This window comes from Hydrogenovibrio sp. SC-1 (genome assembly GCF_002848135.1).
GTDB lineage: Bacteria > Pseudomonadota > Gammaproteobacteria > Thiomicrospirales > Thiomicrospiraceae > Hydrogenovibrio.
This window is the reverse complement of sequence record NZ_PKGB01000007.1, coordinates 1-23491: the sequence shown is the minus strand read 5'-3', so window position 1 is coordinate 23491 and position 23491 is coordinate 1. Positions and strand designations below refer to the sequence as shown.

Sequence of the window (23491 nt, the reverse complement as noted above, 5' to 3'; positions counted from 1 at the left end):
AAAAATGTAACTTTCCGTAATGAGGTAAAGGCAATGGATTGGACACGACTTAGCGAAACAATCAGTCAAACACTTCAAAAACCTTTTCATATTGTCAATGCAAGCGAACTCAGTGGCGGGGATATACACGCTGCATACCGATTGCATACCTCGGATGGCGATTACTTTTTAAAACTCAACCAACTCAATTGCGCTCCCTTATTACAAACCGAAGCGACCAGCTTAAAAACGATCTTACAAACCAATAGCATTCATGTTCCGAAGGTTATAGCCCAAGGCACTTTATCTGGGAGCCCCCCGCAGGCCTGGTTACTTTTGAGCTATATTGCGTTATCTCATAAAGGAGACGACGCTCAGCGCGGTAAAGATTTAGCGTTATTGCATCATCAAATTAACCCGGATCGTCAATTTGGTTGGTTTGAAGATAACTATATTGGTCGGACTCCTCAGCCCAATACTTGGCACGATAACTGGGTAGAATTTTATGGTCAGCAACGCCTGCTGCCCCAACTTAAGCTGGCCGCCAAAAACCAAGCACCCAAACCGCTATTGGCCGATGGCGTTGAACTCATCAAACAGTTACCCCATTTTTTTCAAGCTTACCAACCCGAAGCGTCCTTGCTACATGGTGACCTTTGGGCGGGAAATAGTGGTTTTACCCAAACAGGTAATCCTGTTTTTTTTGATCCAGCCAGCTATTACGGCGACCGAGAAACTGACCTGGCCATGACGGAACTGTTTGGGGGCTATGGCACCGAATTTTATCAAGGCTACCAACAGGTTTTCCCGTTGAACCCAGGCTACGAGCAACGTAAAACGCTTTATCAACTGTATCATGTCCTCAACCATTTCAACCTATATGGTAAAAGCTATTTACACCAAGCTGAGCGAATGATTCAAAGCTTGCTTAACGCATGCTAAAATACCACCGAATTTTACGAATTAACTTCTTTTAATCATGGACGCAACTATGAAATTTATTCTTCTTGGCGCACCCGGCGCAGGTAAAGGCACCCAAGCCCAATTTTTAACCAAACAATTCAATATCCCCCAAATTTCAACGGGAGACATGCTTCGTGCCGCCATCAAAGCACAAACGCCGATGGGAAAAATGGCCAAAGAATTTATGGATGCGGGTAAGCTGGTGACAGATGAAATCATTATTGGTCTGGTTCAAGACCGTATTCAAGAAACCGATTGCGCGAATGGTTTTTTGCTTGATGGTTTTCCAAGAACGGTTCCGCAAGCCGATGCCTTAAAAACAGCGGGCGTTGAAATTGATGCCATTATTGAAATTGACGTGCCAGATGAGGAAATTGTCAATCGCATGGCCGGTCGCCGTGTTCACCCTGGTTCGGGACGCACCTACCACTTAACCTATAATCCTCCAAAAGTTGCCGGTAAGGATGATGAAACCGGTGAAGACTTGATTCAACGGGATGATGACCAAGCAGAAGTGGTATTGGATCGCCTTAAAGTCTATCATGCCCAAACAGCACCTTTAGTGGATTATTACCGTGCTGAATCAGATCAAAATACTCACTTAAAATATATCAAAGTCGATGGGACTCAACCCATTAGTGATGTCGAAAACGCCATCTTAACATCGCTTAACTAAGACTGAGCAAAGACCTAAAAAGGGCGTCAAGGCGCCCTTTTTTATTTTAATTGTTCCTCTATCCGCAACACTCATTCCCCGCAATCGTTGTTTTTAGCTGAGTCTATTCTACCTATAATGAAGTTTCTCTAGACATTTAAAGGAACGCTCATGGCAACTCTATTACGGATTGACAGCAGTGCACGTCAACAAACCTCTGTTTCTAAAAACTTGGCAGATCAAGCTGAAAACAGCTGGCTAAAAAAGCACCCTAACGGCATTATCGAACGCCTAGATACCAATTCAGCACAAATCCCCCATATCACGGAAACCGTGATCAATGCCATGTACACCCCCAGTGACAAGCGTAGCGCCGACCAACAACACGCTCTGGCACTCTCAGATCAATTAATTGAACAGCTGAAACGTGCGGATACCCTGCTCATCAGTACCCCTATGTACAATTTTTCCATTCCTTCCAGCCTGAAAGCCTATCTCGACTTGGTGTTGCGCGTTGGCGAAACGTTTGTCTATACCGACCAAGGGCCAAAAGGATTACTGCCAAATAAAGAGGCCATTATTGTGGTGGCCACTGGTGGCAATTACACGCGCGCCCCCCTCAATGAGATGGACTTTGTAACGCCTTACTTAAAAGTTGCAATGAACTTTATTGGCATTGAACAGATATCAACATTTGTGGCGCCTGGTCAAGGGGGGGCGGCTGAAAAAGCACAAGCAGCTCAACAGCAGGCGCTTTCAGAGATCATCACAGCAATGGAGTCCGATCTCTAAAAGCCCTTTTCTATTCGTTCAAGATTATAAATCTAACTGGCATTTAAACGGGTTTCGTATATAATGCAACGCTTTAATAATTGACTTGAACCCAAACTGGGTGCAAGCGCTTTTATTTGCCGAGGGGTGGCCAACCGGCCTGAGATCCAATTTGGGGAACCCTTAAACCTGATCCAGATAATACTGGCGTAGGAACAGGCTGCATCTCTACTAACTTGTTATAAAGTTATGTCTTTTGCTTTCCTGTCCTTTTTTGATTTTTTTCTGTAAGAAACCGTTGTTTTTTAATCCACGCATTGACTTGGATTACGGTTTCATAATCAAGGATAGATAATGATTTTTCGTAATACCCAACTTCCAGCAATTTTACCGCTGACCTTACTGTTCACTGGCTTAAGTTCCTTAACCACGCTTCAAGCCGCGGATACCGACAAGCCTCTCATAATGGCGCCCGTTAAAGTTGAAGCTGACCTTCGTGGCACTGAATCAGATAACTTAGCCGCCAGTCATACGATTATTGACGCTCAGACCCTTCAACAAGAAGGTGCCAGTCACTTTGATAATATATTGCTGCAAACGCCAAATGTGAATTTTTCCGGTCAAAGCTCACGTGCACGTCACATTCAAATTCGAGGCATGGGCGAGTTAGATGATTATACGGGGGCCCCCAACCCGAGCGTTGGTATGTCGATTGATGGGATTGATTTCAGTGGCATTGGCATGACGGCCACTCTATTTGATGTCAAACAAGTGGAAGTGCTCAGAGGCGCACAAAGCAGTCGCTATGGCAACAGTGCCATTGCCGGTCTGATTCATATCCAATCAAACGATCCCACACCTTATCGTGAAAGCCGTATTGAAACCACGGTTGGTTCAGATCAATTACGTGAAATCGGACTCGTCACCAGTGGTCCTTTTTCCAGTGCCGAAAACAGTGGTCAATATCGTATTGCCGTGCAAAAACATCTTAGCGATGGCTTTATGAAAAACGATTATTTAAACCGTACCGATACCAATGGCAAAGACGAACTGAATGTTCGGGGTAAATTACGGTTTTTCCCAAGTGAAACCAGCCAATTGGATGTAACGTTGCTGCATGCTAACCTGGATAATGGTTATGATGCCTGGTCTTTAGATAACACCTTTACCACCCATTCTGACGAGCCCGGCAAAGACACTCAAAAAAGCAATGCTGGTGCGATTAAATACCAATGGTTTGGCGACAAAATGACCTTGGTCAGTATCACTACACTCGGCCAATCCGATATGACCTACAGCTATGATGGCGACTGGGCATACAATGGTTACCATGCCTCTGGGGATAACACCTTTTTCTATCAAAACTTAAAAGATCGCCAAACCTTAAGCCAAGAAGTTCGTTTGATTTCTGAACCGAAAGCCAAGCTGTTTAACGACAGCACTGACTGGTTAGTCGGCGCTTATATTGCCAAAATGGATGAAGCCAATCACACAACGGATAATTACGGAACCGATTTAAGCAGTGATTATCAAGTGATTAAAACGGCTGGGTTTGGACAATTGGACACCCAAGTCGCCGAAAACACCACCTTATCAACCGGCTTGCGTATTGAACAGCATCAAGCTCAATACGATAATAACAATGCCGAATCTTACCGTCCGAGTGACAGCATGGTCGGCGCCAATGTTAGCCTGACTCAGCACTTTAGTCCACAGCGTTCGGCTTATATCACCTTATCTCAAGGTTATAAAGCGGGCGGGGTAAACACCGGACTGGCGATTGCTGAAGAAGCCTTGCGAAACTTCGATAGCGAAACCGTGATCAATACCGAAATTGGCTATCAAGCCAAAGCTTTTGATAACAAGCTATCGACCCATATTGCCTTGTTCCACATGAACCGCAAACAACCGCAATTCGAAGGTTATACCTATGTTGGCACCAACTATGTGTACTACACCGAAAATTTCGATTCGGCGACCAATAGTGGTTTAGAAGCGGACTTGAAATGGCAGATGACGCCAAAATGGCAACTTTTCTCCACGCTAGGCTTGCTCAACACCACCGTTAAAGGCACTTCCGCATCAGGCGCCTTTAGCATCAGTAACCGCGAACAGGCACATGCGCCCAATTATCAAGCAACGATCGGCACCCACTATCGCCATCCTACTGGCTACTTTGCGCGCTTAGAAGCGACGGCGGTGGATGCATTCTATTTTGATACCCCGCATTCACAAAAATCTCAACCTTATCAATTGGTGAATGCACGTATTGGTTATCAAACCAAAGAATGGGAAGTGGCACTTTGGGCCAAGAACTTGACGGATGAGCGTTACGCAACCCGTGGTTTTTACTTTGCTAATGAACCCACCTGGAGCATCACCGAACAATATATTCGCCTAGGGAATCCGCGTCAGATTGGTCTGACCGCCAGTATGAACTTTTAGGCATAGCAGGATAAAAACGACAGGCCTGGTCGTTTTTATCCTATTTTGGGTTCAAACTTAACCAACAATCTGTGAGAAATACAACATGAAAGCTTCTATCGACATCAGTATGTACCCGCTTCAAGATCACTATTGTCCTGCTATCTTGGCCTTTATTGCCGACCTAGAAAAACGCCCCAATATTCATATTGAAAGAAATGCCCTTAGCACACAAATCTTTGGGGACTATCGCACGCTAATGAATGCACTAACCGAGGATGTTGAATGGGTGCTCAAACAAAACCCTAAAACCATTTTTGTGATTAAACTGCTCGGCACCGACCGATCCAAAGCGGATATAGATAACTGTGGAAACAGCTAATCTAATCGATGAAATTCTAACCGTACTTAAGGCACTTTCTGGTTGGGAAGCCATTGCAACCCTGCTTGGCATTGCCTATGTGATTTTAGCCATTCGCCAATCCATTTGGGCGTGGCCCAGTGCCTTTGTTAGCACGCTAATCTATACCATTTTATTTTGGCAAGCCCAACTGCCTTTGCAATCGCTACTCAACGCTTACTATCTGGCGATGGCGGTTTACGGTTTCTGGCTTTGGCATCAACCCCCGCAATCCGATAAAGCCATCGCCGTTCACACCCAGAACTTTGGGTTTCACCTATCCTTTTTATTGCTCGGGTGTTTGCTCACTTGGGGAATTGGGAGCTATTTGCAAAGTGGTGACTATTCAGCGTCGCCCTATTTGGATGCTGGAGTCATGATCTTTTCGGTACTGAACACCTACTTGATGGCACGCAAACTCCTCGAAAACTGGCTATTTTGGCTGGTGATTAACTCTGCCGCCATGTACCTTTACTGGCTGAGTGGCTTCTATCTAACCATTGTGATGTTTATGCTCTACTTTGTGCTGGCCATCATCGGTTATCTCACTTGGAGAAAGGAACTTCACACCCATCAAACCGCTTGATTAATCAAACCAAGTGGGTAAATCCAGCCAGGCCTGGGCGTTTTGTTCGCCAAATACCTGTAACTGGGAGAGGACGGCTCGATAGACTTGACGCACAGGCGCAAGGATGGGAGGACGACCTGGGTAAGCTTGAAGAAACCAACGCGCTTGTTGTTCCGTCAATAAGCCTTCTAATAACACCCACTCTAACGCGACAGGGCCAAAAACCACTGCATCCAAATCAGTTAGAGCTAACTGCCCATCGGCCACCAAAAACTGATCCCAGCGTAAATCCGGCATAATCACACCAAACTGTTCCGGCATAAACGCTTCTGGCTGTTCGCTCAATTGTTGCAGACTTTGCTGTTTGAGTTGCCGATCCCAGTTTGATGCCTCCGGTAAGGTTTGCAAATAGTCATGCAAGTGCGCAGGCCAGCTCTGGCGTTCGCCTTGTGGCTGTTGTATGCAACCAAATCTGGCGTTGGAAAGTTGGTGCCAACTATAGAGATGCTTTGCAAGCTGTTCGACTATCGCCTGATCAACTTGTTCAGTTTGAACCCCTTGCCCAGCTAAAAAACTGGATCGAACGGCATCGGCCTGACCTTGGTCATTAAAAAACGTCTCTAACCAACGCGGTAACCGGATAGACGTATGCTGCGCCAACCAAGGATAACTGGTTTCAAAAAGGGCAATTTGCTGGCTTAAGCTGACACCAAATAAGCGGTCGATTCCTTGCCAAAAAGGGCTTTGTTGAGCCTGATCTCTCAGCCCTTTGACCACTTCAATGCGATCACCGAACTTTTGCAATACAATATGATGACTGCTGTCAGAAAACGGACTGGGCAATACGTTCAAAGTATTCAGCTGATCGCTTTGCAATCTTTCGGTAAGCTGTTTTAGATTCATCTTGTGTTCTATAACTCTTAAAGCTAGCAGGCAACAGTAAAGGATGATGTTTTACCTTATAACACGTTACAATAGCAAGTAGTTATCGAAAATTCGGCATGGAAGAACAAACCAGTGAAAGACATGAGTGAACCTTTAACAACGGCACTGACAAGTTTACCGGAACTGCTAAAAAAGGATTTAGACCAACCACTATGCGTCTGCAACCAGGTCATTAAACTGGATATTATCAAAACCATTGTTGCGGGTGCAAATACCCTTGAACAAGTTCAACAACAAACCTATGCCTCTGATGGAAACGGCTGCTGTCGCCGTCAGGTTGAAAGCTTGCTAAAACACCTTTGTGAAAGAGACTCTGCCGATGCCAACTGCTGCTAACCCCTCCCCTGTTTTTCAAGTCAATCAGATTACCAAAACCTATCAGATGGGGGAAGTTGCCGTCCACGCGTTACGAGGCGTTTCACTGGAACTCTTTCAAGGCGAACTCTCCGTTCTATTAGGTGCCTCAGGCAGTGGAAAGTCGACATTACTCAATATTCTAGGTGGCCTTGATACCCCCACTCAAGGCCAGGTGCTTTATCAAGGTAAAGAACTGTCACTTGATTTAAGCCTAGCAACCGAAACGGAGTTAACTGACTATCGTCGCTTTCATGTCGGCTTTGTCTTTCAATTTTATAATCTGATTCCCAGCCTAACCGCCGCAGAAAATGTCGCCGTTGTCACCGAAATCGCCAAAGCGCCGATGACTCCCTCTGAAGCACTCGAGTTAGTGGGGCTGGAAAACCGACTCAACCATTTTCCAGCACAATTATCCGGTGGGGAACAACAGCGCGTGGCCATTGCGCGCGCCATTGCCAAAAACCCAGATGTATTACTTTGTGATGAACCCACAGGGGCACTCGACTCCAAAACGGGGATCAAGGTTTTAGAAGCCTTGGCGAAAATTAACCAAGAGCTGGGCACCACCACCAGCATCATTACCCATAATGCCGGTATTGCCAGTATGGCAGATAGAGTTATTAAATTGATCGACGGTCAAATTGTCGATATTCAACAAAACGATTCGCGCATCCAAGCGCAAGACCTGAGCTGGTAGCCAATCATGAGAGCCATTGACATCAAATTATGGCGGGAACTGTGGGATATGCGCATGCAGGCGCTGGCGATTGCCATGGTGATTGTCAGTGGCGTTGCCATTTTTATTATGTCACTCAGTACCTATGACTCGCTTAAAGAAACCCGAGATAGCTATTATCGGGTTCATCAATTTTCTGATGTGTTTGCTAACCTGACCCGAGCCCCTATGTCGTTGGCACAGCGTATTGAAGCCATTCCTGGTGTCGCCAAAGTCGAAACGCGCGTGGTGACCTATGTTAACTTGGACGTTCCGGGCTTTAAAGACCCCGTCAGTGGTCACATGATTTCATTGCCGAGGCATCAGGAAAGGCAGATGAATCGGTTGTTTCTAACCCAAGGCCGATTGGTCGATCCCAGCCGCGATAATGAAATCGTCATTAGTGTGGAGTTTGCCAAAGCACACCAACTCGAACTGGGAGATAAAATCTGGGCGATTATCAATGGTCGTCGCCAAGCCTTAACCATCGTCGGCAAGGGCATGTCGCCAGAATATATCTACCAAATTGCGCCTGGGGCGATGTTTCCGGATTATCAACGCTACGGTGTGATGTGGGTGGCCCGTAAACCGCTGGCCAGCGCCTATGATATGGAAGGCGCCTTTAATAATGTCACTTTGAAGCTCAATCGAAACATTGAGCCAAAAGCCATTATTGAGCAGCTGGACAATCTACTCAAGCCCTATGGCGGTACGGGAGCGATTGACCGACACGACCAACTATCACATCGTTTTCTGGATGAAGAACTGAAACAATTGCAAAATATGGCAACAATGTTTCCCATTATCTTTTTTGCCGTAGCCGCTTTTCTACTCAATGTGGTCGTGAGTCGGCTGATCAGCTTACAGCGGGAACAAATAGCTATTTTAAAAGCGTTTGGCTATAGCAACCTAGCGGTTGGTGTGCATTACAGCAAATTGATTTTAATGATTGTGGTCATGGGAATTTTCATTGGCACTTTTCTTGGCATCTGGATGGGCACCAGTATGAGTGAACTCTATAGCCAGTTTTACAGTTTCCCCTATTTGGTCTATGAACTCAAACCTTGGGTATTGGTTAGTGCGGGGGTTGTCAGCATTGGTGTTGCGTTAGTCGGCACCCTTTATGCCGTGCGCAAAGCGATTAAACTGCCCCCCGCTGAGGGGATGCGCCCAGATCAAGTGGCGATTTACCGCCCAACCGTGGTCGAGCGCTGGGGACTACAAACCCTCTTCTCACAGCCCACGCGCATGATTTTGCGTCACCTGGAACGCCGCCCCCTCAAATCACTACTGACCAGTTTAGGCATTAGCATGGCATTTGGTATTATGATGGTTGGCGGTTTTCAGGAAGGCGCCATCAACCACATGATTGATGTGCAATACAAGCTTAGTCAGCGGGAAGATATGATGGTCTTTTTTGTGGAGCCGAGTGCAGAAGATGCACTCTATTCACTGAAAAGTTTGGAGGGGGTTCAACACACAGAAGGCATTCGTATGGTCAATGCCCGCTTAAGACATGAACATCGCAGCTATCGTACTGGGGTTCAAGGCATTGAGCCCGATAGCGAGTTAAGACAATTATTGGATGCCAATCTATCGCCGATCCATATTCCCAAAGACGGGGTGGTGATTACCGACTATCTAGCACAGAAATTACACCTAAAGCTCAATGATCTAATGACCATTGAGGTATTGGACGGCAAACGCCCAGTATTACAAGTCCCTGTTGCAGGCATTGTTAAAGAATACGTTGGACTCAACGCCTATATGCATCGAGATACCTTGAACCACCTACTCAAGGAAGGCAATGTCATTTCTGGTGCTCTACTGACCGTTGACGAGGACGCGCAACAATCTTTATATGCCAAACTCAAAAACATGCCAAAGGTGGTTGGGGTGGTGGAGCAAAGTGCCGCCATTGACGGTTTTAACGAAACCATGGAAGAAACCATTTTGTTCTTTACCTTCATCAGCACCCTGTTAGGCGGCAGCATTGCTTTTGGGGTGGTCTATAATAGTATGCGGATCGCCCTTTCAGAGCGACATCGCGAATTAGCAAGCCTAAGAGTTCTCGGCTTTCGGCGCAGTGAAGTGGCCTTTATTTTACTGGGAGAAATGGCCTTACTAACCTTCATTGCCATTCCGCTAGGCTTTTTAATTGGCTATGGGTTATGCGCCTATTTGGCCTTTAATTTTGATTCGGATTTATACCGTATACCACTGGTTTTGGGCATTGATGTTTATGCCTTTTCTGCACTGGTAGTCATCGTTTCCTCTCTGATTTCAGGGAGTCTGATTTGGCGCAACCTAGCCCATTTGGATATGGTTGCTGTATTAAAAGCGAAGGAGTAATCATGTACCAACTAATACGAAATCACCCAGGCCTGGCCGTTTTTATCCTGCTTGGCTTGGGGTTATTGGTTTGGGGATTCTGGCCACAGCCTATATTGGTTGAAACGACACATGCAAAGCAGGCGCCGCTGACAGTTTCGATTGAAGCGGAAGGTCAAACACGGGTGATTGATCGCTATGTTATTTCTGCCCCAGTCAATGGCATGACCTGTCGTTTGCACCTAAAAGTCGGCGATGAGGTGATGCAAGGTCAAGTGTTAATGGGGATCACGCCTCTCGCCTCGCAAGTGTTGGATGCGCGTAGCCGCGCACAAGCGAAAGCACAAGTTGCAGCGGCCAAATCAGCCGTATTGGCTGCGCAAGAGCAAGCCAGTGCTGCTGAAGCGGCGAAACAATTAGCACAAGACAAACTCAAACGTTACCAACCCTTACTCAAAAAGAATCTGGTGTCAGAGGAAGCCTTTCAACAGGCCAAAACTGAAGCCTTAACCACTGCTGCGGCCAAACGTTCTGCCGACTTTAACGTTGAAGTCGCTCGCTACGAATTAGAAGCGGCCTTAACCACCCTGGAATATTCAGCGGCCACTGACCAACAGTCGCCAACAGAGCGGGTCAAAGTCACCTCACCGATTGATGGCAAGGTGCTAAAAGTCAGTCGCCAGTGTGAAGGCCCTGTGCAAACGGGTGAAGCCTTACTGGAAGTTGGCGACCCGTCAGCATTGGAAATTGAAATTGATGTGCTGTCGGCCGATGCGGTCAAGATTCGCCCAGGCATGACCGTTTATATTCATCGCTGGGGCGGTGACAAAACCCTTTCAGCCATCGTAAAACGGATTGAACCCATTGGCTTCACCAAGGTATCAGCCTTGGGTGTTGAAGAACAACGCGTATTAATCATTTGCGACTTTACCTCCCCTGAAGAAACGTGGCAACGCTTGGGCGATGGTTATCGCGTTGAAGCCGAATTAGTACTATGGCATCAAGAATCGGTCTTACAGGTTCCATCCAGTGCGATTTTTCGTCATCAAGACGGCTGGGCGGTCTTTACAGTTGAAGACGGACTTGCCAAGCGTAAACCGGTCACGGTTGGCAAACGTACCGGACTGGCAACCCAAATAGTATCAGGGCTAGCAGAAAACGACGTTGTGATAAACTACCCAAGTGATTTGATTGAAGATGGTACAGCGGTCACCAGCCGCAACTAGTGTCGTGTATTCAATTGATTGTCGGTTGAATACTCGACACTAGCCCAACTCCATGACCCCACTTTAAGTAACGGATACCAAAATGTCATTTTATCAATCCATGCGAGGCAAGCTAACGCTCTTTTTATCGTTAGCCGTTCTTATGACAACGCTCGTGCTAGCAGGTTATTTTGCGCAAGTCTCCATTCAAAAAATGCAGCAAACACGGCTAGATTTATTATCTCAACTCGCAAAAAGCATGGCCTATCAACTGGATAAAGACATGAACAACCGAGTTCATGAAATACAATTGCTCAGTGCCATGCAATCCATCCGTTCGCCACAAACACCGCTTGCTGAAAAGCGAGCCTTATTTGAACAACTGCGATCTAGCTATCCGTATTATGCTTGGATTGGTATGACTGATGCGCAAGGCAACATTCTGGTCGGTACCGATAACTTATTGGTTGGCAAAAATGTTCGCCAACGATCCTGGTTTGTGAAAGGTTCACAAGGCATTCATTTAGGCAGTGTCCATGATGCCTTCTTATTGGCTAAGATCATGCCAAAACCCAAGTGGGATGACTTGCCATTAAGGCTGGTTGATGTATCGGTCCCCGTTCACGATGACCATGGACAGCTTATGGGTGTGATTTGCGGACATTTAGGCTGGGACTGGGCTTTTGAAATGCGTTCGAAACTGCTCAATTCACCCTTATTGAAAGACGTTGAGCTGCTGGTTTCCAAACAAGATGGTAACCTATTAATGGGCACCCCTCAAATTCCGTCAACGTCAATACAACTAAACCATCTACAGGCACTGCAAGATGCTGTCGATGCCGGACAAGGACAAGCGACTGAAACTTGGCCAGATCAAAACACCTATTTAACAGCCGCTGAAAACATCGGTTCACCGTCAAATGAGATGTTGCAATGGGTTGTCATTGCGCGCGAGACGTTTGACCATATTCAAGCAGGCCTGGTCGTTTTTGCACAGAACTCACTCATGGTGCTTGCCGGCGTGATGTTCTTGTTGGCTTTGCTCATTTGGCGACTGGTATCCAGTGCAACTCAACGGCTAGAAGCCTTAACGCAATCAGCCAATGATATTAGCTTGCAAAGCACCTCTCAACCCCACTTGACGGCTTCATCATCTCCCCAAACAGTTAACCAAAGCTTCCCCCTCTATAATTCCGAAGATGAAGTGGGCATCCTTTCGCATGCGCTTCATCAGATGGTTAACGACTTAAAGCTACTCAGCACTGTTTTCACCGATAGCCGACTAGGCGTGATGATCACGGATGACCGCCGAAAAATATTACGGGTTAATCAGGCTTTTACCAAAATTACGGGCTACACCTTGCAGGATGCTCAAGGGGAAAAGCCCTCATTATTAAAGTCTGGTCAGCATAATCGCGCCTATTATGAAAAACTGTCTCGAAGTTTAAATCAGCATGGTCGTTGGCAAGGTGAAATCTGGAATCGAAGAAAAGACGGTAGAATCTATCCAGAATGGCTTAATATCAGCGTCATTTATGATCAGGATGGTCATCCATCACATTATATCGGCATTTTTTCAGATATCAGTGATCGTAAGGAATCGGAACAAAAACTGGTTTTCTTAGCGAATCATGATGTATTGACCGGACTCGCAAACCGCGCCTTACTCAATAGAACCATTGAAAATCGTTTGGAAGAGCTTCAGCAAACCACTTCAGATTCTTTATTGGGCATACTATTCTTAGACTTAAACTTCTTTAAATCGATCAATGATTCATTAGGACATGTCATTGGCGATAAGTTATTGGCGGTGATTGCCAAACGGCTTGACCAAGCCTTTTCCGCACCCAGTTTGGTTGCACGATTTGGTGGGGATGAATTTGTGATTTTTATGCCCTCTCTCAGCAATGAATCAGAACTCAGCGCAGCCGCCGAACAGGTACAACAAATTTTTGCTTCGCCCTTTGAAATTGACAACTATACACTTCAGGTGGCCGCGAGCATTGGCTTAAGCCTCTATCCGCGCGATGGCAGCACGGCCGACAGCCTCATCCAAGCCGCTGATACGGCCATGTATGACCTTAAAAATCATCAAAAAGGGGCCTTTCAATTCTTTAGCGAAACCATGCGACAAGATGCCGTTGAAAAACTTCAACTACAGCAATCTTTAAAAACGGCCATAGCAAACCATGAATTTAGCCTAGTGTATCAGCCTCAAATTTGTTTAACCGACCAACGACTGACAGGATTGGAAGTGTTATTAAGGTGGTACCCCGCGAATCAACCGGTCGTTTCTCCAGCGGTCTTTATTCCGATTTTAGAAGAAACCGGGTTAATTGATGCCGTAGGGCTTTGGGTGGTTGAGCAGGCTTTTCAACAATTTACAAAATGGATTGATGACCGCTTATTAACGTCAGAAACCCTCTCTATCAACTTATCGGCAATACAACTTCGCAATCCCAAACTGCCTCAGCAGTTAGTTGCGTTAGCAACCACTTACCACATCAATCCAGCTCAAATTCTGTTTGAAGTGACCGAATCGGTGATGATTCATCAGGATTATCGTGTGCTTGAAACCTTTGAAGCAATTCGTAGCGCGGGTTTCCATTTTGCAATGGATGATTATGGCACGGGTTATTCCAATCTCAGTTACATTGATCAAATGCAATTTTCCGAACTGAAAATTGATCAGCGTTTTATCCGCAAGCTGTTAACCGATCCAACCGATCAACTGATCGTTAAACATACGATTGAGATGGCCCAAGCATTGGATATGAAAGTGGTTGCAGAAGGCGTCGAGACCTTGGCCGAACTGGATGTTTTAAGCCGCTTTAGCCAGCTGATTATTCAAGGATATTATTTTGACCGGCCATTAGCCGAAGACGAGCTTAGCCAGAAACTGAGGCAGGCCGAAACGAAAAAATGGCCACCAGCCGGTTAACGAATATTAAGCTTCAAAGTCTTCATATATTCTTGTCCACTTAGATCGGTTTGTGTAAAAGTTAAGCTCAATTGACTGACTTTCCTCGCCACCAACTTCAAGGTCTGAGGGTCAACCACTTCAACTGTTAGCTCTGGCGTTTGTTGGGTATCATATTCATAATTTGAAGTCCATTTATTGGCATTCACCGTGCAATTTTCTGGCGGCACATAGATATAAAGCGTTTGCCCGAGATGATAATCATATTGTGCATTATGATAGAGCGTGACCATTTCACCATCCAAGCTTGGGGTCAAAAATTGCCAAGTTTTAGTCATCGTTTGACCACCATACAAATAATCAAAACTGGCTTCATAAAGGGTTTGCCACTTGAGTCGCTGTTGCGGAAAAGCCGCAAACCATTCTTTCTCGGTCGTTTTCCAATGAGCGGCTTCCGCATCGGGCTGATCCGTTACATTCGATAACACCCGATTCAAAACTATTTCTGTGCCAGTCACCTTTTCAATCAACCGAAACGTATCGGGCAACAATGTATAGTCTGCTAATTTTGACGGATTGACTTGCACACTGACCGGGTTGCCAGACACCTTACAATCCGGCAAAGGATCTGGCGTCTCTTCATAAAATGTCGGCAGCACTTGGCTATTGGGCGCTGGCCACACCACCATATCCGCTGCTTTTTGTGCCAAGGCATCCAGCTCTGATTGATAACGATCCGCTGAAATTCTGGCATTGTTATCACACAGATAGCCTATCCGACCATCGCCACCCGCTTGACATAATGTCTCCAGCGCAGACACACCGGCATTGGTCACTAAGGCACTCCAAACCGGATCATCGTCCTTATTGGGCACAGCAGACTCTTTATATGCGATGCCAATTTCATCTTTTTGAAAATCCAATAAACTCATTCGATGATAAACAGCCGTCATCAGCTCATCAATCAACCCAGTAAAATTAGACTGGTTATAACTGATATTTTCCGATACACCAGGCCAATTATAGCCTGCTGAGATGGTACGATTTTGTGGCGTTTTTCCGGTGAAATATAGCGCATTTTGTGGGTCTTCGATATGGCCTAACGCATTATGATGCAACATATAGTCAAGGTGCGCATTGGCCGATTTAAGCAAGGTGGCATTCTCAACATAGGCAGGCAACTGTACATAAGCGCGTAAGTAGTTTAGATAACTTAGAGCCGAATCGGTTGCGGGGTTAAAATTTGATGCCGCGGTGGCTTGCGCCTCACTGTCTACCAGATTGGTACTGGCACTCAATGTGGGCGTCTCAGAGTCCAGCGCCGATGTCGTATCAGAACCACCGCCGCCACAACCCACTAAACCAACCGCTAATATCCACGCAATAAAAACTCGTTTAAGCACCACGATTGCTTCCTTTTATTTTCATTCGCTTAGGGCCTTGCAAACCTCAACACGAAGTCATAATTTACCCAGGCCTGGTCATTTTAACACTGAATTAAACAATTCACCTGCCCGATAAATTATCTTGCACTGACTCTTAAAGTGAATTTTTACGCTTATAATAAGAGGTCATTACAACAGAAATGCACTCATTTTATGAATGATTTTCTTCAAAAGCGTCAATGGGGAGCTTATGCAGATTTTAAGTAAAATTTGGCTCGGATTCATGATGATTTGGACACTGGCTGGCTGTACGAACGTACCTGAAAAGGTCACGCCGGCCAGTGATTTTGAACTCCCCAAATACCTGGGAACTTGGCATGAGTTAGCGCGACTGGATCACAGCTTTGAACGCGGACTGACAAAAGTCACCGCTCATTACAGTATGCGAGAAGATGGTGGCGTCAAAGTCATTAATCGTGGATTTGATGCCAAATCGGAGAAGTGGAAACAAGCAGAAGGTAAAGCCTACTTTGTTGAAAGTGCCGATATTGGACGCTTAAAGGTTTCGTTTTTTGGCCCCTTTTATGGCGGCTATAATATTGCCAAACTGAAACCCGATTATTCTATGGCCTTGGTGATTGGCCCCAACCTAGACTACGCTTGGTTATTGGCGAGAAGCCCAAATCCTCGTCAACAAAATTGCCAGCCCTTTTTAGAGGAAGCCAACCGGATTGGCATTTCACCTGATCGTTGGATTTGGGTCAATGCCTGTGACAAACAAGGTGCTGACTAAAGCTTGCCACAGGTAAATTTCTTTAAGGTTGTTGAAAGCCCTAACTACATCATGGGGTAAATAGACACCAGCTTTTCAAACTGTTCCGCGGTAAGCACCTTTTTCATATTATCGCGGCAATCCAGTTTGGTAGCAGCAATTTGTGTACGAATGGTTAGGCTTTCCTCGAACTTAGTCATATATTCAGTTTTAGACGTGCCTGCTAGGGCTTCCTGAATAAGCGATTTTTCCAAAGTGGTTAGCTTTTCAAACAAACTTTGCATTTTATCGCCGTTCTGATTGCGCCACGCTTTTAGCTGACCAATTTGATCTCGGCTTAACCCCAGTTCTGCTGCATTTTTTAAGGCTATCCCCGTTAAGTTAGGGGTTGCTGGGTTTGCATGTAAGACCCTTAGCATAGGATGTTGATTGCGGCCATTGCTTAATTGTTTGCCCTGCATCATTCTCATACCACCCATCTGGGGGCAATTGGCCATGCCATTCATTTTACCAGCACCCATTCTCATGCCTTTACCCATTGGCACTATGGGGCGTCCAACTGCCTCAACCGTTTTGGTTGAACCGTCATCAAAGGTCAAATCAAGCTTGATTTTCTGACCTTCCTGAACGGGAGCATTCAAACCAATCAACATCACATGCAACCCACCTGGCTGAAGTGCCGTCGCTTCACCCGCTGGCAATTCAATTTTTTCAATCCGACGCATCCGCATCACACCCTTATCGTGAATATGGGTATGCAACTCAGTGGTCTTATTGATATAGGCTTTGGCTGACAGCAACGTATGGTCTTGACTGTCATTATTTTTGATTTGCATAAAGGCGGCCGTTACGGGTGCGTTGGGCGGAACCATGCGCACATAAGGATCCATAATTTCAATTGAATCAGCCACTGTCGCCGCCCAAGCTTGCCAGCTCAAGGCACTCCCTAAAATCATCGCAAACATAGAAAACCGTTTCATAAACAACTCCTTGGTAATCAATTTATTAACCTAGTGCTGAATTATTATAGCCCTTTATTTTTCCAGCATTTCTATTTTGGTCAACACTAACTAAACTATGATGAAAAAGGCCTGCACTCTATGGGGATGGAATGGTGTAGGATTGATGAATTCGTTCAATTTCTTGAAGCAATTCATCTGACAAAGTCACGTGAATAGAGTCAATATTTTCGATTAACTGCGCCATCGTCGTCGCGCCAATGATATTGGCAGTCACAAAAGGGCGGCTGTTGATAAAGGCCAAAGCCAACTGAGCTGGCGTCAAACCATGGCCCTTTGCCAAGGCAGCATAAAGTTCAGTGGCTTTAATGGCATTAGGCGAGCTATAGCGGTCATAGTTTTTAAACAACGTTAACCTCGCGCCAACTGGTTGTTGACCTTTCAAGTATTTACCACTCAGCACACCAAACCCAAGCGGAGAATAGGCGAGCAACCCGACCCCTTCTCGATGACTGACTTCGGACAAACCAACCTCAAAACTGCGATTGAGCAGACTATAGGGGTTTTGCACCGTGACGATTTTTTCTAAGCCCAGCTTTGCTGCTACCTGGATAAACTTCATGGCACCCCACGACGTTTCATTGGACAGCCCTATAGACCGGATTTTACCTTGCTCGACCAACTGAGATAAAGCCATCAACGTTTCTTCCACAGGCGTCAAATCATCTGGGTCGGGTTGGTGCTCAAATCCTAACTGTCCAAAATAATTCGTACTTCTTTCTGGCCAATGGAGTTGATAGAGATCAACATAATCGGTTTGCAATCGTTTTAAAGAACCTTCCAGCGCAGCTTGCAATTGATTCGAATTGAAACGCGTTTTGCCCCCCCGAATATGACTGACAAATTGACCAGGCCCGGCAATTTTGGATGCCAAAACCACCTGAGATCGCTTGCCTCTGCTTGCAAACCAACGCCCAATAATCTGCTCGGTAGCGCCATAGGTTTCCGGCTTAGGCGGGATGGAATAGAGTTCGGCCGTATCCCAAAAATTCACACCTTGATCGAGTGCATAATCCATTTGAGCAAAAGCTTCCGCCTCAGTATTTTGCTCCCCCCAAGTCATGGTCCCGAGGCAAATACGACTGACTTTAATATCCGTATGACCTAAATAAGCATATTCCATTTCCATGTTTCCCAATAATAAAACCAATGTTTTAACGAACTAAAATCCCTGTAAGATATTGATTCCCTAGAAGTACGCATCAATGGTTAAATAGAGCGCAGAAAAGTCGGTTTTGGCAATATCCCCATCTCGACCAAAGTAACCATCTTGGGACAAGTATTCCGCATAAATCCAGCCTGGACCATAGTCATATTTTAGACCCGGCGCATAAGCGGTAATCATACCCGTACTATTACCTTTGGTCTGGGTCGTAGCAGCCGTGATATCAATATAGTAAGTCCAATTTCCTTGTTGACGCCCTAACTCAAAGGCATAACGCGTGGTGTTAATGTCTCTTTCTGTTGATGCTTGAGCAGCATAGTTTTTTGGCAAGGTTCTATTGGCCAAAATGATTTCAGCTTTTGCAAAGCTATTATCGTACTGACCTTGATAACCAACCACCGTGGCAAAATGACTTCCACTTAAGGTACCATTGGTGAAGTCTTGTAGCTTTCCTCGCTGAAGCCCCAGGCTCATGGTTTGATCCGACGATAACTTATAATCCAGATTACCAACAAATGTTTGCACCTTTCGATAGGTACTTGAACTCCCCCAGTGACCATTATCATCGGTTGAATCGGTACTGGTTCTTCCCCAGTCATCTTGGTGGTAATAGGCTAATTGATAGTCATATTTTGGCTGACTGGCGGCCAAATTAAAGCCAACGTCCATCTGATCGCCATAGCCCGCTTGATACATATCACCCGGCCAGAAGTTACTGGTTTTCCAGCCAAATGGCACCTGCGATTTACCGACTATTAATGATTTTTGATCGGGTAGACTAAATTGTATCCAACCTTTATGCAGCGTCGTATTGTCATTCGTTGAGTTATTTACCTTATCGGTAAAACTGCCGGGCCCCATTCGCCATTCAAACGAATAGCTTCCAGACAGTTGCTGATCAAATTTCCCATCCGCATAGAGCACCAGCGCTTCACTTTCGATGCTACCGTTATTAATTTCTTTTGCGCCCTGAGTAGTATTATTGGCATAGTTAAGCCAAACGCCCCCCGAGATGTCAGGTGATGCGTTTACACTCAGCGTAAACATCGAAAAAGCACTTATTAATAAAAGGTTTGATTTCACATATCGAGTCATGTTTCATCTCCTATATTATTAATCGGGAAGCCCCTTTAGATGGGCCGATTATTATGAAACCCTGACGGTTTCAGGCATAAAATTTGAAGTATGACCCAAATCAATATCGCTTGGGCATCGTTGAAAAACTGAAAATAAACTTGGCTGGCGCAACAACATTTTGCTGCCACCCCTGAACACCAAGCTAAATAAATAAGAAGGTACCTGCTATGCGCAGGAGACACTGACAAGATAGTGCGGGCTTATTTAGTTATTACTCTATCAAGCCCAGCGCCTAAAAACAAGACTGGTTTTGCTGACGTGTTAACGACTACTTTTTAGAACCTTGCTGAAGCGCCATTTCATAGTCGTCAGCAAGTTTTGATAAATGCTTTTTAATATTTTTAAGTGATTCTTCAATTGACACCGCAACAACGCCTTGGATTTGATCGATATTATTGAGCACCATTCTCGCCTGATTATCACGCACATCAATTTGCATCGTAAACTGGTAGGCATCAACCAACTCCATCGAATTCTTCATCGAAATAAGCCCAGTACCAATGATCTTACCGTTTTGATGATAATTAACCCTAATGACTGACTTAGTATTTTGTTGCTTCTTCGCTGCCCAAGCCAAGGTTTTTCTCATTAGCTCATCTTGCGAACCTTCAACCTGAAACTCACGATCTATGCCTGCAGAAGATTGGATTGGGTTCGAACTACATGAAAACAAAAAGAATGTTACCAGTAGTAAGAATAGATAGTTAATATGACGTTTAAACATGTTTTTTCCTTCATAAAATTTAACGACTGATTATAGCCGATTGTGGTTGGCGGCAATAAAAAATTCCCATTTTGAATCAAAGCGTTCGTTATCTATACACATGACAGTCCTTCCTCTGCATTCAGTTTTATTTAAGATTATGACAATATCATGCTTACGTTTACTTTATAAAACCACTTGATATATTGACCTGGGAGACGGCTCATGCCAGAAACGTATAAGTTTGATGAAAAAATCCTGTTTATAGGTAAGGATCGAAATTCAGGAAAGCAATTTATACCTGCTGACTGGGCAGAACGGTTAGCGGGTTCTGGCGCATCTCAGCGACAAAATAAACGCTACATTTATTCAAAGCTAGTCTTTCCGACACCCATTGATGGCATTCCCAGCTTAGTCGTTAGCAAATCGCTTGAGAGAGATGATCCGCTTCTCTATCAATTTTTATTAGATTTTGTTGAACAAAATAAGTTAACGATACTTTCTGATAGAAGGCTGCCAATCAATCAACAAAAAGATGTCAAAAATGATAAAAGAGAATCGCCATCAAGCTTATCTGCTTAAATGGACAGGTCATTACAGGTTTCTAAGAAGACTTATCAGAATGCGCCAACACCACTTGCTTACGACCTAAAGACTTTGCTTCATACAAAGCACTATCAGCGAGTTTCAAAGCAAGTTGAAAGTCAAAACCACTGAGCAAGCTACTGTGAAAAACCCCCATACTTGCCGAGACATTGATGACTTTCCCCTTGCTCTTAAAGGAATGTGACTGAATATAGTCGCCAAGTGATTTCATTCGTTTCATGAGCTCTTTCAACGAAATACGATTCATTAATAAAACGAACTCCTCGCCGCCTGCTCGATAAACTTGGTCAGAGCTTCTAACGTGTTGCTCAAGGATATATGCAAACTCAACCAGTACTGCATCACCAAAATCATGTCCATATTGATCATTGACACTTTTGAACCAATCAATATCTAGCATCACCAACCCAAAATCTTGCTGATGGGATTTAAAGGCTTGAATAGTATCTCCAACATCCTCTTCCATTGTTAGGCGATTTTTCACACCCGTTAAAGGGTCATGAGATGCCGCTTCTAATAATTTTTGGTTTGCCTGTTCCAACTTAATGGTTCTCAATTCAACCTGGTCTTTCAAACTATTTAGTACTTCACTCACTTTTTTCTCAGCATTCAACACGGATTTAGCCATTGGCCTGAAAATAAACAAGACTTCAAGCATCAACGTAAACAAAGTGAATAGCAACAAAAAGGTTTCCATGTCTGAAATCAGCTCTAAACGATCCTCTCCTTCTTTTTGGTATTGAAAAACCACCTTATTCAAATCAACCAACAAACCTTCCGAGACTTGATCAATCTGCTCAATCACCTTCTCAGATTGATCAAATGTTTCTGCTGCAATGATTTTCAGTGCGAGATGGGTATAATCGTTCACCCGCTGAGAAAGATTCATTTCACCAAAATACATATCACGAACGATTTCAGACAAAGGCATAACCTGGTTTTCAGCAAGACTTCCTGATGACAATCGTTTATTCGCTGCAACCATCTCAGCAACACGAGACCTTATGCTGTTGATATAATAGAGATTTTCTGAATAGTCATTGCGAAATCTTTCTCTATGAATACGATGAACATCCAAAGCGATATGCTGGCTGAGCATCCTTTGCTTTCCTGAAATATTGACCACAAGCGCGGTACTGTCAGAATCGTTTAAAGCCGATTTAAGCGCAACAAAAGCACCAGTTGATAACAAAGCAATAATCAGCACAGCTGTCAAATACCGCCGAGTGATCAATCGCTCTATACGTTTAGCATGTTCCAGCTTTTTCTTATCCATTTGGTTCCAGCCATTAATCTCAACTAGAGAGTCGTTCTGTATTTAAAGTACAAATCACTATTCGTGATCTCAAAAATTTACAATCAGAAAAATAACTACACTCAAATGAGTTCCTGTAGCTTGCTTGGCTATAATTGTGATTTCTTTGTGGCCATATAACCGGAAACCTATCCTTCCATTATGGCATTGAGTTTAACCAGAATTTTTTTATGTAATCTTACTATTTTGTCAACACCAGCCTGTTTATCTTTTTTATTTGAACGTAACAGTTTTTCGGCGTAATGATGTAATTCATCATGAATTTCTTTTAGCTCATTAAATTCTGGATGCTCGCGTTGTGCTTTAGAGGACTCATTAATAAGCCAATTGCCTAAATAACATTGAGATGAATTAAGATTGGGTAGCTCAGAGGTTCTGTTTTGTATAAATGCCTCTATGGCGTTAATCCAATTTTTATGCTCAACTTCGGTGTGTAAAATAGCGCGATTTTGCGGGTTCAAAGGCTTTACCTTTTCCCATGAAGAAAACCCCTTCCATGATTGAATCCAATCTTCAACTTCCTGTGCAGGCATTGCTTCTGAAATGGCATATCCTTGTGCTATTTCACACCCTAATTGCAATAACACTTCTCCAATCTTTTCCGACTCTACGCCCTCCGCAACTACATGACTATTGAATGCATTGGCTAGTCCAATGGACGCTTCTACAATAGACATGTTCTGGCTTGAAGTCAGCAAGTCAATGACAAAGCTTTTATCAATTTTCAGTGTGTTTTTAGGAAGTTTCTTCAGATAGTTTAGAGAAGCGTATCCAGTACCAAAATCGTCTATCGCAATACTAATTCCCATGCTTGAACACTGATTTAAAATATCTGATGTCAGTTCAAAGTTCTCAAATGCTAAAGTTTCTAATATTTCAATTTCAATCAAATTTGGCTTAATATGGTGATGTTTGGTCAACAGCTTCTGCAAAACTTCAACGAAGTTTTCATGTTGAAGCTCATGTGAACTGACATTAATACTCAACGAAATATCTAAGCCCGCTAAAAGCCAAGTTTCAAGTTGAGAAAGCGCGGTTTCTAACACCCAGTGTCCAAGATCTATCATAATACTTGAATCATGCTCAACTAAAGAGAGAAAGCTTTCTGGGTAAACAAGTCCATTTTGCGGATCATTCCAACGTAAAAGGGCTTCGA

Annotated in this window: 21 protein-coding genes and 1 riboswitch; of the genes, 13 read left to right on the top strand and 8 right to left on the bottom strand. The window is 44.5% G+C overall.

Annotation, left to right across the window (positions count from 1 at the left end; genetic code table 11):
• Window positions 1–33: 33 nt before the first annotated feature.
• The 6 genes from CYQ88_RS05345 (at window position 34) to pnuC (ending at window position 5778) form a co-directional block, all read left to right on the top strand.
• The gene (locus CYQ88_RS05345) at window positions 34–921 is read left to right on the top strand and encodes a fructosamine kinase family protein (RefSeq protein ID WP_101840321.1); all 888 of its coding nucleotides are present in this window, start codon (window positions 34–36) and stop codon (window positions 919–921) included.
• A 49-nt stretch (window positions 922–970) separates the two neighbouring features.
• Window positions 971–1618 carry an adenylate kinase gene (adk, locus tag CYQ88_RS05340; protein ID WP_101840320.1) on the top strand — a complete coding sequence of 216 codons (648 nt, stop codon included), beginning with the start codon at window positions 971–973 and terminating at the stop codon, window positions 1616–1618.
• Window positions 1619–1768: 150 nt separating this feature from the next.
• On the top strand, window positions 1769–2389 hold the full coding sequence (locus tag CYQ88_RS05335; protein WP_101840319.1) for an FMN-dependent NADH-azoreductase: 621 nt from the start codon (window positions 1769–1771) through the stop codon (window positions 2387–2389).
• Window positions 2390–2501: 112 nt separating this feature from the next.
• A riboswitch (TPP riboswitch) is annotated at window positions 2502–2602 on the top strand.
• A gap of 120 nt (window positions 2603–2722) precedes the next feature.
• Complete coding sequence (locus CYQ88_RS05330; protein WP_101840318.1) at window positions 2723–4813, top strand: TonB-dependent receptor; 2091 nt, start codon at window positions 2723–2725, stop codon at window positions 4811–4813.
• An 85-nt stretch (window positions 4814–4898) separates the two neighbouring features.
• Window positions 4899–5174 (top strand): hypothetical protein, encoded by a 276-nt coding sequence (locus CYQ88_RS05325; RefSeq protein ID WP_101840317.1) that lies wholly within the window; start codon window positions 4899–4901, stop codon window positions 5172–5174.
• Entirely contained in the window at window positions 5161–5778 is a 618-nt protein-coding gene (gene pnuC, locus CYQ88_RS05320) for a nicotinamide riboside transporter PnuC (protein WP_199170164.1), read from the top strand. Before CYQ88_RS05325 ends, pnuC begins: the two co-directional genes overlap by 14 nt.
• Here pnuC and CYQ88_RS05315 read toward each other — a convergent pair whose 3' ends face one another.
• Window positions 5779–6663, bottom strand: coding sequence for a hypothetical protein (locus CYQ88_RS05315; protein WP_101840316.1), 885 nt, complete (start codon window positions 6661–6663; stop codon window positions 5779–5781).
• 123 nt (window positions 6664–6786) lie between these two features.
• Here CYQ88_RS05315 and CYQ88_RS05310 point away from each other — a divergent pair, with 123 nt between their 5' ends.
• The 5 genes from CYQ88_RS05310 (at window position 6787) to CYQ88_RS05290 (ending at window position 14254) form a co-directional block, all read left to right on the top strand.
• Window positions 6787–7041, top strand: a complete 255-nt coding sequence (locus CYQ88_RS05310; protein WP_101840315.1) for a (2Fe-2S)-binding protein — start codon at window positions 6787–6789, stop codon at window positions 7039–7041.
• On the top strand, window positions 7025–7759 hold the full coding sequence (locus CYQ88_RS05305; protein WP_101840314.1) for an ABC transporter ATP-binding protein: 735 nt from the start codon (window positions 7025–7027) through the stop codon (window positions 7757–7759). The genes CYQ88_RS05310 and CYQ88_RS05305 overlap by 17 nt, the downstream gene beginning before the upstream one ends.
• A 6-nt stretch (window positions 7760–7765) precedes the next feature.
• Window positions 7766–10129, top strand: a complete 2364-nt coding sequence (locus CYQ88_RS05300; protein WP_101840313.1) for an ABC transporter permease — start codon at window positions 7766–7768, stop codon at window positions 10127–10129.
• Window positions 10130–10131: 2 nt separating this feature from the next.
• The gene (locus CYQ88_RS05295; protein WP_101840312.1) at window positions 10132–11334 is read left to right on the top strand and encodes an efflux RND transporter periplasmic adaptor subunit; all 1203 of its coding nucleotides are present in this window, start codon (window positions 10132–10134) and stop codon (window positions 11332–11334) included.
• 82 nt (window positions 11335–11416) lie between these two features.
• Window positions 11417–14254, top strand: a complete 2838-nt coding sequence (locus CYQ88_RS05290) for an EAL domain-containing protein (protein ID WP_101840311.1) — start codon at window positions 11417–11419, stop codon at window positions 14252–14254.
• Here the strand turns inward: CYQ88_RS05290 and CYQ88_RS05285 are convergent.
• The gene (locus CYQ88_RS05285; RefSeq protein WP_158236011.1) at window positions 14251–15639 is read right to left on the bottom strand and encodes a CAP domain-containing protein; all 1389 of its coding nucleotides are present in this window, start codon (window positions 15637–15639) and stop codon (window positions 14251–14253) included. The two genes, CYQ88_RS05290 and CYQ88_RS05285, sit on opposite strands and share 4 nt — an antisense overlap.
• Window positions 15640–15868: 229 nt before the next feature.
• On the opposite strand from CYQ88_RS05285, the gene CYQ88_RS05280 reads away from it, so the two are divergent.
• Window positions 15869–16411 carry a lipocalin family protein gene (locus CYQ88_RS05280; RefSeq protein WP_101840309.1) on the top strand — a complete coding sequence of 181 codons (543 nt, stop codon included), beginning with the start codon at window positions 15869–15871 and terminating at the stop codon, window positions 16409–16411.
• Between the two features lie 44 nt (window positions 16412–16455).
• On the opposite strand, the gene CYQ88_RS05275 is transcribed toward CYQ88_RS05280, so the two are convergent.
• The 4 genes from CYQ88_RS05275 to CYQ88_RS05260 all read right to left on the bottom strand — a co-directional run bounded on the left by CYQ88_RS05275 (window position 16456) and on the right by CYQ88_RS05260 (window position 20435).
• Window positions 16456–17370 (bottom strand): copper chaperone PCu(A)C, encoded by a 915-nt coding sequence (locus CYQ88_RS05275; protein WP_101840308.1) that lies wholly within the window; start codon window positions 17368–17370, stop codon window positions 16456–16458.
• Window positions 17371–17488: 118 nt separating this feature from the next.
• Entirely contained in the window at window positions 17489–18532 is a 1044-nt protein-coding gene (locus CYQ88_RS05270; RefSeq protein WP_101840406.1) for an NADP(H)-dependent aldo-keto reductase, read from the bottom strand.
• Between the two features lie 66 nt (window positions 18533–18598).
• On the bottom strand, window positions 18599–19669 hold the full coding sequence (locus CYQ88_RS05265) for a hypothetical protein (protein ID WP_233188817.1): 1071 nt from the start codon (window positions 19667–19669) through the stop codon (window positions 18599–18601).
• A 310-nt stretch (window positions 19670–19979) separates the two neighbouring features.
• Window positions 19980–20435 carry a DUF4468 domain-containing protein gene (locus CYQ88_RS05260; RefSeq protein ID WP_101840307.1) on the bottom strand — a complete coding sequence of 152 codons (456 nt, stop codon included), beginning with the start codon at window positions 20433–20435 and terminating at the stop codon, window positions 19980–19982.
• A gap of 204 nt (window positions 20436–20639) precedes the next feature.
• On the opposite strand from CYQ88_RS05260, the gene CYQ88_RS05255 reads away from it, so the two are divergent.
• Entirely contained in the window at window positions 20640–20996 is a 357-nt protein-coding gene (locus tag CYQ88_RS05255; protein WP_101840306.1) for a DUF3579 domain-containing protein, read from the top strand.
• Between the two features lie 22 nt (window positions 20997–21018).
• On the opposite strand, the gene CYQ88_RS05250 is transcribed toward CYQ88_RS05255, so the two are convergent.
• Both CYQ88_RS05250 and CYQ88_RS05245 read right to left on the bottom strand, forming a co-directional pair.
• A complete protein-coding gene (locus CYQ88_RS05250) occupies window positions 21019–22296 on the bottom strand; it encodes a GGDEF domain-containing protein (RefSeq protein ID WP_101840305.1) in 1278 nt (425 codons plus the stop codon).
• A 167-nt stretch (window positions 22297–22463) separates the two neighbouring features.
• A partial coding sequence (locus tag CYQ88_RS05245) for an EAL domain-containing protein (RefSeq protein WP_143483765.1) occupies window positions 22464–23491 on the bottom strand: 1028 nt, incomplete at its 5' end.

Excerpts from the sequence above, each read along its gene's own strand:
- CYQ88_RS05300 (WP_101840313.1), top strand. The coding sequence starts at position 7,766 with ATGAGAGCCATTGACATCAAATTATGGCGGGAACTGTGGGATATGCGC.
- CYQ88_RS05295 (WP_101840312.1), top strand. The coding sequence starts at position 10,132 with ATGTACCAACTAATACGAAATCACCCAGGCCTGGCCGTTTTTATCCTG.
- CYQ88_RS05330 (WP_101840318.1), top strand. The coding sequence starts at position 2,723 with ATGATTTTTCGTAATACCCAACTTCCAGCAATTTTACCGCTGACCTTA.
- CYQ88_RS05265 (WP_233188817.1), bottom strand. The coding sequence starts at position 19,669 with ATGACTCGATATGTGAAATCAAACCTTTTATTAATAAGTGCTTTTTCG.
- CYQ88_RS05315 (WP_101840316.1), bottom strand. The coding sequence starts at position 6,663 with ATGAATCTAAAACAGCTTACCGAAAGATTGCAAAGCGATCAGCTGAAT.
- CYQ88_RS05250 (WP_101840305.1), bottom strand. The coding sequence starts at position 22,296 with ATGGATAAGAAAAAGCTGGAACATGCTAAACGTATAGAGCGATTGATC.
- CYQ88_RS05275 (WP_101840308.1), bottom strand. The coding sequence starts at position 17,370 with ATGAAACGGTTTTCTATGTTTGCGATGATTTTAGGGAGTGCCTTGAGC.
- CYQ88_RS05325 (WP_101840317.1), top strand. The coding sequence starts at position 4,899 with ATGAAAGCTTCTATCGACATCAGTATGTACCCGCTTCAAGATCACTAT.
- CYQ88_RS05345 (WP_101840321.1), top strand. The coding sequence starts at position 34 with ATGGATTGGACACGACTTAGCGAAACAATCAGTCAAACACTTCAAAAA.
- adk (WP_101840320.1), top strand. The coding sequence starts at position 971 with ATGAAATTTATTCTTCTTGGCGCACCCGGCGCAGGTAAAGGCACCCAA.
- CYQ88_RS05255 (WP_101840306.1), top strand. The coding sequence starts at position 20,640 with ATGCCAGAAACGTATAAGTTTGATGAAAAAATCCTGTTTATAGGTAAG.
- CYQ88_RS05270 (WP_101840406.1), bottom strand. The coding sequence starts at position 18,532 with ATGGAATATGCTTATTTAGGTCATACGGATATTAAAGTCAGTCGTATT.
- CYQ88_RS05335 (WP_101840319.1), top strand. The coding sequence starts at position 1,769 with ATGGCAACTCTATTACGGATTGACAGCAGTGCACGTCAACAAACCTCT.
- CYQ88_RS05280 (WP_101840309.1), top strand. The coding sequence starts at position 15,869 with ATGCAGATTTTAAGTAAAATTTGGCTCGGATTCATGATGATTTGGACA.
- CYQ88_RS05310 (WP_101840315.1), top strand. The coding sequence starts at position 6,787 with ATGAGTGAACCTTTAACAACGGCACTGACAAGTTTACCGGAACTGCTA.
- CYQ88_RS05260 (WP_101840307.1), bottom strand. The coding sequence starts at position 20,435 with ATGTTTAAACGTCATATTAACTATCTATTCTTACTACTGGTAACATTC.
- CYQ88_RS05305 (WP_101840314.1), top strand. The coding sequence starts at position 7,025 with ATGCCAACTGCTGCTAACCCCTCCCCTGTTTTTCAAGTCAATCAGATT.
- CYQ88_RS05290 (WP_101840311.1), top strand. The coding sequence starts at position 11,417 with ATGTCATTTTATCAATCCATGCGAGGCAAGCTAACGCTCTTTTTATCG.